At 67.2% G+C, this 10,739-nt stretch carries 11 protein-coding genes; all 11 read left to right on the top strand.

Features of this window, described 5'->3' with window-relative positions; all coding sequences use genetic code 11:
- Positions 1 to 496: ABC transporter substrate-binding protein (locus ACYC1Z_RS03320; protein WP_461408117.1), on the top strand; the 496-nt coding region annotated here is incomplete at its 5' end.
- A gap of 12 nt (positions 497 to 508) precedes the next feature.
- Positions 509 to 1,423 carry an ABC transporter permease gene (locus ACYC1Z_RS03315; protein ID WP_461408116.1) on the top strand — a complete coding sequence of 305 codons (915 nt, stop codon included), beginning with the start codon at positions 509 to 511 and terminating at the stop codon, positions 1,421 to 1,423.
- The gene (locus ACYC1Z_RS03310) at positions 1,423 to 2,217 is read left to right on the top strand and encodes an ABC transporter ATP-binding protein (protein WP_461408115.1); all 795 of its coding nucleotides are present in this window, start codon (positions 1,423 to 1,425) and stop codon (positions 2,215 to 2,217) included. The genes ACYC1Z_RS03315 and ACYC1Z_RS03310 overlap by 1 nt, the downstream gene beginning before the upstream one ends.
- A gap of 265 nt (positions 2,218 to 2,482) precedes the next feature.
- Complete coding sequence (locus ACYC1Z_RS03305) at positions 2,483 to 3,727, top strand: hypothetical protein (protein ID WP_461408114.1); 1,245 nt, start codon at positions 2,483 to 2,485, stop codon at positions 3,725 to 3,727.
- Between the two features lie 203 nt (positions 3,728 to 3,930).
- Positions 3,931 to 5,523: a polysaccharide biosynthesis protein gene (locus ACYC1Z_RS03300; RefSeq protein WP_461408113.1), complete on the top strand. Its 1,593-nt coding sequence runs from the start codon at positions 3,931 to 3,933 to the stop codon at positions 5,521 to 5,523.
- The gene (locus ACYC1Z_RS03295) at positions 5,520 to 6,671 is read left to right on the top strand and encodes a DegT/DnrJ/EryC1/StrS family aminotransferase (protein WP_461408112.1); all 1,152 of its coding nucleotides are present in this window, start codon (positions 5,520 to 5,522) and stop codon (positions 6,669 to 6,671) included. Before ACYC1Z_RS03300 ends, ACYC1Z_RS03295 begins: the two co-directional genes overlap by 4 nt.
- Positions 6,668 to 7,303 carry a sugar transferase gene (locus ACYC1Z_RS03290; protein ID WP_461408111.1) on the top strand — a complete coding sequence of 212 codons (636 nt, stop codon included), beginning with the start codon at positions 6,668 to 6,670 and terminating at the stop codon, positions 7,301 to 7,303. The genes ACYC1Z_RS03295 and ACYC1Z_RS03290 overlap by 4 nt, the downstream gene beginning before the upstream one ends.
- Entirely contained in the window at positions 7,300 to 7,947 is a 648-nt protein-coding gene (locus ACYC1Z_RS03285) for an acetyltransferase (RefSeq protein ID WP_461408110.1), read from the top strand. The genes ACYC1Z_RS03290 and ACYC1Z_RS03285 overlap by 4 nt, the downstream gene beginning before the upstream one ends.
- A 36-nt stretch (positions 7,948 to 7,983) precedes the next feature.
- Positions 7,984 to 8,922 carry an NAD-dependent epimerase/dehydratase family protein gene (locus tag ACYC1Z_RS03280; protein ID WP_461408109.1) on the top strand — a complete coding sequence of 313 codons (939 nt, stop codon included), beginning with the start codon at positions 7,984 to 7,986 and terminating at the stop codon, positions 8,920 to 8,922.
- Positions 8,923 to 8,927: 5 nt separating this feature from the next.
- Positions 8,928 to 10,112: a glycosyltransferase family 4 protein gene (locus tag ACYC1Z_RS03275; RefSeq protein ID WP_461408108.1), complete on the top strand. Its 1,185-nt coding sequence runs from the start codon at positions 8,928 to 8,930 to the stop codon at positions 10,110 to 10,112.
- 55 nt (positions 10,113 to 10,167) lie between these two features.
- Complete coding sequence (locus ACYC1Z_RS03270; protein WP_461408107.1) at positions 10,168 to 10,704, top strand: acyltransferase; 537 nt, start codon at positions 10,168 to 10,170, stop codon at positions 10,702 to 10,704.
- The last annotated feature ends 35 nt before the right edge of the window (positions 10,705 to 10,739 follow it).

Below are 10,739 nucleotides of genomic sequence, written 5' to 3'. Positions count from 1 at the left end.
CGCGACGACCGTCGGCATCGTCTACTCCTCCGGCGAGGTCAACTCCGAGGTGCAGGTGAAACTCGCCAAGGCCGCCGCCGACAAGCTCGGCCTGACCATCGAGGAGGCCACCATCACCACCTCCGGGGAGGTGCAGCAGGCGGCCAACTCCCTCGACGTGGACGCCTTCTACGTCCCCACCGACAACAACGTCGTCGCCGCGCTCGACGCCCTCATCCAGGTTGCCGAGACGAAGCAGGTGCCGGTCGTCGTCGGCGAGGGCGACTCGGTGGCCAACGGCGGCATCGCCACCTACGGCTTCGACTACGAGCAGCTCGGCTACCAGACCGGTCTCATGGCGGTGAAGATCCTCGACGAGGGCGCCGACCCCGCCACCATGCCGATCGAGCAGCCGACCGACCTGCAGCTGTACGTCAACCCCGCCGCCGCCGAGCGCATGGGCGTGACGATCCCGCAGGAGCTGCTGGACAGCGCCGACGTCGTCATCGAGGAGTAGGGGACCCGACGCATGATCGCCGCCGTCGAACTGGGACTGATCTACGGGCTGATGGCCCTGGGGGTCTACCTGACCTTCCGGATACTCGACTTCCCGGATCTGACGGTCGACGGCAGCTTCACCACCGGAGGCTCCGTCGCCGCCATCCTCATCGTCAGCGGCACCAACCCCCTGCTCGCCACGCTCGCGGCCATCGTGGCGGGCCTGGGGGCGGGGGTGATCACCGGCCTCCTGCACACCAAGGGCCACATCAACCCGCTGCTGGCCGGCATCATCACCCAGATCGCGCTGTACTCGATCAACCTGCGCATCATGGGCACCTCCAACCTCTCGCTGCTGCGTGAGGACACCCTCATCACCCCGCTGCGCGACGCCGGCCTCATGGGCAGTGCGGTGACCGTGGCGCTCTTCGCCGCCGTCGCGCTGGTGCTCAAGCTCGTGCTGGACTGGTTCCTGCACACCGACCTGGGACTGGCGCTGCAGGCCACCGGCGACAACGAGGAGATGATCCGCAGCCTCGGGGTGAGCACCGACCGGATGAAGGTGCTCGGGCTCGCACTGTCCAACGGGCTGGTGGCCCTGTGCGGGGCGCTCATCGCCCAGTACCAGGGCTTCTCCGACATCGGCATGGGCATCGGCCTCATCGTGGCCGGGCTGGCCTCGGTGATCATCGGCCAGGCGATCTTCGGGGCGCGGTTCATCTTCATCGCCACCCTGGCCGTGGTGCTCGGCTCGGTGGTCTACCGGGTGGTCATCCAGGTGGCGCTGATCATCGGCCTGGACGCCAACGACATGAAGCTCGTCTCCGCCGTCCTCGTCGTCCTCGCGCTGGTGCTGCCGCAGTGGAGCGGCTTCCGGTGGCTCAACTCCCGGCTCGGCCTGCGCCGCACGCGCAGCGCCGGCACGAGGGCGAAGGTGGACGCCTGATGCTGCGCCTCGCCGACGTCACCAAGGTCTTCTTCGCAGGCACCGCCAACGAGCGGGTCGCCCTCACCGGTGTCTCCCTGACTCTTGCCCCGGGGGAGTTCGTCACCGTCATCGGCTCCAACGGCGCCGGGAAGTCCACCCTGCTCAACATCGCCGCCGGCAAGCTGCGCCCGGAGAGCGGCTCGGTCACCATCGACGGAACCGACGTCACCGCCCTGGCCGACCACCAGCGCGCGCGGGACGTCGCCCGCGTCTTCCAGGACCCGATGGCCGGCACCGCCCCGCACATGACCATCGAGGAGAACCTCGCTATCGCCTACGAGCGCGGCAAGGGCCGTGGCCTGCGGTGGGGTGTCACCGGGGCCAAGCGGGCGCTGTTCGCGCGCGAGCTGGCCACGCTCGAGCTGGGGCTCGAGGAGCGGCTCAAGGCCAAGGTGGGCATGCTCTCGGGTGGTCAGCGCCAGGCGCTGTCGCTGCTCATGGCCACCTTCTCCGAGCCGAAGATCCTCCTGCTCGACGAGCACACCGCGGCGCTGGACCCCCAGCGGGCCGCGCTCGTGGCGCGGCTGACGGCGGAGTCGGTGGAGCGCCACCACCTGACCACGCTCATGGTCACGCACAACATGGAGCAGGCGCTGCGCCTGGGCACGCGGCTGATCATGATGCACGAGGGACGGATCATCCTCGATCTCGACGCGGACCGGAAGGCTCGGACGACGGTGCCCGACCTGCTGCACGAGTTCGAGAAGATCAAGGGCGGAGCAGGATTCGACGACCGGACGTTGCTGCAGTAGCGGCTGGCGGCATAGCGGCAGACCGTTCACCCCCCATTAGGGGTGTGTTTCGTGGGCGGTAGTATGCGGCCTTGTGGTCAGGTCCCCGATAGCGCGCGCCCGGAATCTCCTCAGGAGGTTCGGTGAGCTTGAGCGAGAGGTCGCCGAGGCTCGGGAGGCGATCGGGGAGATCGATCGGGCCGTCGGTGCGTCCCAGGATCTGCTGCGTGAGCATGACGACGTTCAGCGGACACATTTGACCCAACTGGGGCAAGAACTCGACCGGGTGCACGATGCAGCGAACTATGCCGCTCGGCGGACACCGCTGATCCGCAAGAGGATCCGGGTGCTGTTCCTCGTCCATCACGTCGAGGCGTGGGACAGCACCGACGGCCTTGTCCGCGCACTGCGGGAGGACGACGACTTCGACGTCGTCGTCGCCTCGATACCGCGGCACTTCCGCGGGGCTGACGGGTTCGGGGACGAGGAAGGCGTGCACGAGGGGCTGGACGCGCGGGGCATCCCGCACATCCGGATCACGCTCACGGAGGATCGCGACCGGCTCAACCTGGTCCGCGCGATCGATCCCGATCTCATCTTCCGGCAGTCGCAGTGGGACGCTGACATCCCGGAGGCCTTCTCTACGTCGAACCTCAGCTTCGCGCGACTGTGCCTAGTCCCGTACGAGACCATGAACATCATCGAGAACTTCGCCGTCGCGGGGGTGGTGAACACGGCGGTCGACACCCCGTACCACCGCGCGGCATGGGTGGTCTTCTGCACGGGCGACCTCAACCGGCGGGTGGCCGAACGGGACAACGTGCGCGGTGGCGCTCAGTTCGTCGTGGCCGGCCACCCCAAGGCCGACCGGCTCAGAAATGTGGAGCCTGCTTGGCCGATCCCGCACAGCGGCACGGTGCCGCGCGCGAAGGTCGTGTGGTCCGCCCACCACTCCATCGTTGACGACTGGAGCAACTTCGGGATGCTCCATCTGATAGCCGACGACATGCTCACGTGGGCAGCCAGCGCGACTGACGTCGACTTCGTCTTCATGGTGCACCCGGCCCTGCCGCCGCTCATCAACGACGCGGCATCCCCGATCACCCCCGATCGGGCCCAAGAGCTTCTCGCGGCCTGGAACGCGCTGCCCAACACTGCGGTCTTCACCGGCGGCGACTACGCCCCGGTGCTCGCCGCCTCGGACCTCATGATCGTCGACGGGCTGAGCATGCTCGTCGAGTACCAGTTCATGAACAAGCCGCTGATCCACCTCTCACGGCCGGGACACCGTGACTTCAACGAGGTGGGGCAGATCGTGATGACCGGGGCCCATTCCGTCGTTGATGTCGACGAGGCCCGGCGGCTGGCGGAGGGTTTCTTCGACGGCGCCCCGGACCCGCTGGCGCATGCACAGCGCCGGAACATCGCTCGGCTCTTCGGTGACGAGCCGAGCGTCCCGCGCATCGTGAGCACGCTCCGCAGGCTCGTGGCCGACGAACGATCCGGGGGTCCGGCCGGACCTCTCCGATAGGCTCCACCTGCTCTTGTCAATCCCCCTCAGTCAAGAAGGTAACCGCAGTGATCTCCCGCCCTGGAACCCGCCGAGCACTCCTCGCGGGATGGGATGTCCTGTGTTGGCTGGGTGCGGCGCTGTTCGTGGCGGGCGCGCGGTACGACTTCACCATCAGCGAGGTGCAGTGGACGTCGGTACTCGGCTACGTCCTCGCCGCCGCCGTGCTGCAGGTGGTGCTGGGGTACGCCTCCAAGATGTATCGCGGCCGCTACAGGGTCGGAACCTTCGACGAGGCCCTGGGGCTGGTGCTGCTCGTCGGGGCGGTCGCGGTGATCACCTACGTGGCGTTCGTGCTGATCTGGCCAACCGATCTGCCGCGCGGAATCGCGCTGCTCGTCCCGCCCGTCACGCTCATCGCCTCCGCGGGCGGGCGGTGGCTCTACCGGCTGGCGCGCGCGCGCAGTCTGGGTGAGCGTGAGCCCGCCACCAAGAGCGTCGTGATCTACGGCGCCGGCGACGCCGGGTACCAACTGCTGCGCCTCATCCTCACCGACCGTCAGTCTGAGTACCGGGTCGTGGGACTGATCGACGACAACCCAGGCAAGCAGCACCTCCGACTGATGGGCGTCCCGGTGATTGGCGACCGGCAGAGCCTGCCGGACGCCGCGATCAAGGCGGGCGCCGACACGGTCATCCTCGCCATTGCTTCCGCACCGGGCGAGCTCGTCGGCGAGGTGCAGGATCTCGTCGAGCGTGCGGGGCTCGATTTCCGGATCCTGCCACCTATCGGGCAGATGTTCGGGCGCAGCTTCCGCCTGGGGGACGTACGACGGGCGGACATCGCCGACGTACTCGGGCGGCGCCAGATCAAGACCGACCTCAGTGCCATTGCGGACTACCTCGCCGGCCGGCGGGTGCTGATCACCGGCGCAGGTGGCTCCATCGGCTCCGAGTTGGCCCGTCAGGTCCACAAGTTCGGCCCAGCAGAGCTGGTGCTGCTCGACCGCGACGAGTCGGCCCTCCACTCCGTTCAGCTCTCGATCTACGGCCAGGGACTGCTCGACAGCCGAGACATGGTCCTCGCCGACATCCGCGACGTCGAAGCGCTGCGTCCGATCTTCGAGGAGCACAAGCCGGAGATCGTCTTCCACGCAGCCGCACTGAAGCACCTGCCCATGTTGGAGCAATACCCGGAGGAAGGCTGGAAGACCAATGTCCTCGGCAGCCAGAACGTATTGAGCCTCGCCGCAGAATTTGGCGTGAAGAGGGTTGTGAACGTCTCGACGGACAAGGCTGCTGACCCCACGAGCGTGCTGGGACGCACCAAGCGGCTGGCGGAGCGTCTCACGGCCTGGACGGCGCAACAGGTAGACGGCAGCTACATGTCAGTTCGCTTCGGTAACGTGCTCGGCTCTCGGGGTTCGATGTTGCACACGTTCAACGCCCAGATCGAGGCCGGGGGACCTGTCACCGTCACCCATCCCGATGTCACGCGATACTTCATGACGATCCCGGAAGCCTGCGAACTCGTGATCCAGGCGGGTGCCATCGGTGGGCCCGGGGAGGTCCTCGTCCTCGATATGGGCGAGCCGGTCAAGATCCTCGACGTCGCCAATCGACTGATCGCGCGCTCAGGGAAGAAGGTCGAAGTAGTGTTCACCGGCCTGCGTAAGGGGGAGAAGATGCACGAGGAGCTGTTCGGCGAGGCCGAGCACGGCGCGTTGACGAGTCATCGGCTGATCTCGCACGTGACCGTGGACCCACTCCCGCCAGCAGACCTGGCGGGTTACGCACACCAGGAGGTCACGAGTTGAACGAGCGGATCTACCTCTCCGCGCCGGACGTCACGCAGGCGGAAGAGGACGGACTGATCGCCGCGTTCCGGTCAGGCTGGATCGCTCCGCTGGGCCCCGAGGTCAACGCCTTCGAACGCGAGATCGCGGACTTCACCGGTCGGAGTCACGCGGTGGCGCTGTCCTCGGGCACCGCGGCGTTGCACCTGGCCCTGCTGGGCATCGGCGCCGGGCCGGGCACCGTGGTCCTGACGTCGAGCATGACGTTCGCGGCGACAGCCAACGCCATCACCTATACCGGTGCCTCCCCCGTCTTCGTCGACTGCGACGAGACCGGGAACATGGATCCGGACCTGCTTGAGGAGGCCCTGCAGGACCAGCGGGCGAGGGGAGCCTCGATCGCTGCCATCCTGCCGGTTGACCTGCTCGGCAAGCTGGCTGACTACGACCGCATCGGCCGGCTCGCGAGCGAGCACGATGTCCCGCTGGTGTCCGACGCCGCCGAGTCGCTTGGCGCGGTGCGCGGCGGACGCCCGGCCGGCAGCGCTGGTCTCGCGGCCGCCATCTCCTTCAATGGGAACAAGATCATGACGACATCGGGTGGCGGGATGCTGCTCACCGACGACGAGGCATTCGCGGCACGCGCCCGATACCTTGCCACGCAGGCGAGGCAGCCGGTGGTGCACTACGAACACGTGGACATCGGGTTCAACTACCGGCTCTCGAACCTGCTCGCCGGGCTCGGTCGCGTGCAGCTCAGCCGACTCCCGAACATGCTCGAGCGGCGACGACGCTGGCGGCGCGAGTACCGCGCGTTCTTTGCCGGCGTCGCTGGCACCACCATCTTCGGTGGGGCCGACGGTGCCGACGGCGGCGAGGACCACGACAACTTCTGGCTGACGTCCGCGCTGGTGGACGAGGCCGTCGCGGGCTGGTCCGCAGCCGAGCTGCAGCACCATCTGGCGGACCTCAACATCGAGGCCCGTCCGCTGTGGAAGCCCATGCACCTGCAACCCGTCTTCTCGTCCTACGAGAGCTACACCAACGGCACGAGCGAGCAGCTCTTCGCCCGCGGCATCTCCCTGCCGAGCGGGTCGTCGCTCACCGACACCGACTTCGCCCGTGTGATCGACGCCGTGAGCGACTTCGTCGGGAGCCGGAGGGGATGAGAACCGCCCGCCGTGCCTACGACGTCGTCAAGCGTGGGGGAGACGTTGCCATCGCCGGCCTCGCGCTCGTGCTCACCGCGCCGGTGCAGGGTGTGGTGGCGCTCGCCGTGGCCCGCAAGCTCGGTCGGCCGGTCCTCTTCCGGCAAGATCGACCGGGCCGGGACGGGAGGCTGTTCAGTCTGGTGAAGTTCCGGACCATGCGAGACCCGGATCCCTCGGCCGGCCTCGTGTCCGACGCCGACAGGCTCACGCCCTTCGGTGCGAAGCTGCGCGCCACCAGCCTCGACGAGCTGCCAACGCTGTGGAACGTCCTGCGGGGCGACATGAGCCTGGTAGGCCCGCGCCCCCTACTGCCGCAGTACCTGCCGCTGTACACGCCGGAGCAGGCTCGACGGCACGAGGTGCGGCCGGGCGTCACCGGGCACGCTCAGACCTCGGGGCGGAACGCGCTCTCTTGGGAGGACCGTTTCACGCTGGACGTCGAATACGTCGATCAGAGGTCCTTCGTGTTCGACCTCCGCATTCTCCTGGCGACACTCCGGACGGTCGTCAGGCGACAGGGAATCGCGGCGGAGGGGCATGTCACCATGTCACCGTTCACCGGAACGCCGGCCCCGGATCCCGGCCGATGAGGACGACGCCCCTGATCATCGTGGGGATCGGTGGCTTCGGGCGTGAAGTCATCGATGTCGTCGAGGCGATCAACGCGATCGGTCGCGAGGAACGGTACGACCTGCTCGGTGCCGTGGACGACGCACCCCAACCGGCCAACAGGGAGTTCCTCGCACAGCGGCACGTGAGGTATCTCGGCACGGCCGAGGACTGGCTGCGGACGCAGCCGGAGGCGAAGTACGTGATCGGCATTGCGAACCCGCGCGCACGGTGGGCGCTCGACGAGCTCTTCTCGGCCGCGCGCCTCGAGCCTGCCGTGCTCGTCCACCCAGCCGCCACCCTGGGTGCCCCGGTGTCGCTCGGGCCGGGTGCTCTGGTGTGCGCGGGAGCGCGCCTGACCACGAACATCCGGCTGGGACGTCACACCCACGTCCACGTCAATGCCACCGTTGGGCACGACTCCATCCTGGCCGACTACGCATCCGCCTACCCGCTCAGCGCAGTCTCCGGGAACTGCCACATCGGTTCTGGCGCCACGGTGGGCGCCCACGCGGTCGTCCTCCAAGGCATTGCGGTCGGCGCCGACGCCTTCGTCGGAGCCGGGGCAGTCGTCACACGGGAAGTACCCGCCCACGCGGTCGTGAAGGGTGTTCCCGCCGCGTAGTCCTACCTTGTCCCCCTCGATCATCGGAGAGATCTCATGCGAGTCCTCATCACCGGCGGTGCCGGCTTCATCGGATCGAACCTGGCTCGATACCTGCTCCGGCAGGACAACATCGACTCCGTGCGTGTGCTCGACGACCTGAGCACCGGCAGCCGGCAGAAGATCAGCGACCTCGACCTCGAGTTCATCGAGGGGAGCATCCTCGACTACCCGCTGGTCACCGACGCGGTGGACGGTGTGGACTCGATCGTCCATCTCGGCGCGATCCCGAGCGTGCCGCGTTCTGTGGCGAACCCTCGTGCCTCGCACGAGGCCAACACGACGGGCACGCTGAATGTCCTGGAAGCCGCACGGGAGCGCGGCGTGGACCACGTGATCGTCGCATCATCAAGCTCCGTCTACGGCAGCAACCCCAAGTTGCCCAAGAGCGAGTTCGACTGGACCCGCCCGATGAGCCCGTATGCGGTGAGCAAACAGGCGACCGAGGGTTACGCCCTCGCCTACCAGTTCTCCTACGGCCTCAAGACCCTCGCCTTCCGGTTCTTCAACGTGTACGGCCCTGGTCAGGCAGCCGGGCACGCCTACGCCGCGGTCCTCCCCAAGTTCCTGGATGCCGCAATGCAGGGGCAACCGTTGCAGGTGAACGGCGACGGCACGCAGTCCAGGGACTTCACCTACGTGGGGACGCTCTGCGCGGTGCTGCACGACGCCATCAGCAGGCGAGTCCACAGCCTCGACCCGGTCAACCTGGCCTTCGGCACGAACACCACCCTCCTGCAACTCATCAAGATGATCGAACATGAGCTTGGACGGGACCTGTCTCGCGAATTCGCTGAGTCGCGCATAGGTGATGTGAAGGCATCGCAGGCAGACAACACCCGCGTGCGCGAACTCTTCCCGGACGTGGAGCCGGTGAGCCTCGAGACAGGACTGCGCGAGACGACTACCTGGTTTCGGGCGCAGCGAGGGAACTGACGGGCGTGGTCTCGCGCCGGATACTCCTTGCCGTCACCTCGGATGTGTCGCTGACGCTCTTGGCAGGCTTCCCTGAGCACCTTGCCCGGACCGGGTGGGACGTGCACGTGGTGAGTGCGCCGGGACCACGACTTGACGCTCTGCGGCGCACACCTGGCGTGAGCGTGCACCCCATCAAGATGGCCAGGAACCCGTCCCTCGGCGCCGACCTCAAGGCGCTGGTCGCATGGATCCGGGTCTTGCGCGACGTGCGCCCCGACCTTGTGAGCGTCGGCACCCCGAAGGCTGGCCTGCTCGGCGGCCTGGCTGCCTTCCTCACGCGCGTCCCGCACCGGGTCTACATGCTTCGTGGACTCCGGTACGAGACGGCCAGGGGGTTCGGGCGCCAACTCCTCGTCACCATGGAGCGACTGTCCGTTGCCTGTGCCCATCGCGTGATCGCGGTGAGCGACTCCCTGCGTCGTGTGGCGGTGCAGGACCGGCTCGGGAGCGCGAAGAAGTTCGAGGTTGTGGGTGCCGGCAGTTCCAACGGCGTCGACGTCGACCGCTTCGCCACCACGTCCGACGAGCGCGCGAGCATGAAGGCGGACCGGTGGCCAGACTCGCCCGAGATTCCCGTGTTGGGCTTCATCGGGCGGGTCCACCCGGACAAGGGGTTGGAGCTCCTAGCCGACGCGGCACGCGAGCTGGCACGGCGGCGCGTTCCCGGACGCCTCCTAGTGGTGGGCGGCCATGACGACCCAGAGGGGGCGTGGCTGATTGAACGCCTCGTCGCTTCGGGATGGCAGGTGGAGATCATTGGCCCGGTCGACGACGTCGTACCCTGGCTCAAGCGAATGGACGTCCTTTGCCTCCCCACCTATCGCGAGGGTTTTCCCAATGTCGTCCTCGAAGCTGCGGCGGCGGGGATCCCGACGGTCGCTACGTTGGCAACCGGTGTGGTGGACGCTATCGAAGACCAAGAGACGGGACTGGTATGCGTAGACCGTGATCCGTTCACACTCGCCGATGCGTTGGAGTCGGTTCTTACCGACTCCACGCTTCGGCAGGAGCTCGGAGGACGTGCGAAGGGCCGTGCGCGCACCTCCTATGATCGTTCGCACGTATGGGAGCTCTACGCGGGGTGCTATCAATCGATGATCTACTCCACCGAACGGGAGGGTATGGAAGATGGCGACAATGGCTCCTAGTTCCGGACCGCGGCGCGGTCGAGATGCTTTCGCTCACTTTCGCCCGCTGATCACCGTGCTTGAGAATGCGGTTTCCCTTATGCCGGTGCGTCAGCGCACGGCGGCGCTTCGGCTGGGTCGCGGGAGCAGTACCCGCGTGGCGCGGGTCTGGAGATATGTGCTGATCCGGTCTACTGCTGTGAGCTGTGGCGAAATTGTTGACATTCGGGGCGACGTTTACCTTTTTGCACCAGAACGTCTGACGCTAGGCAGTCGCATCAGCATCCATCCCCTGTCATACATTGATGCTACGGGCGGCCTCGCGATCGGAAGCGACGTTTCGATCGCGCACGGCGTGTCGATCCTCACAACGGAGCACGTGTGGGGGGACTCGGCTACGCCGATCCGCGACCAGGGAACCACTGTGGAGCCCGTCGTGATCGAGAATGATGTATGGATCGGGGCTGGTGCCCGCATCTTGGGAGGTATCACGATCGGTTCCGGATCGATCATTGCCGCCGGTGCCGTCGTGACGAAGGACGTCCCTGCTCGAGCGGTGGCGGGTGGCGTGCCCGCACGCGTCATCAAGTTTCGGGAACCAACGGAAAATTGATCGATACCCGCGAATCGCGCGGCACCGCCCCGTCT

This window comes from Georgenia sp. (assembly GCF_054605595.1).
The sequence above is the reverse complement of the archived record's forward strand: the minus strand, read 5'-3'. Positions and strand labels throughout refer to the sequence as shown.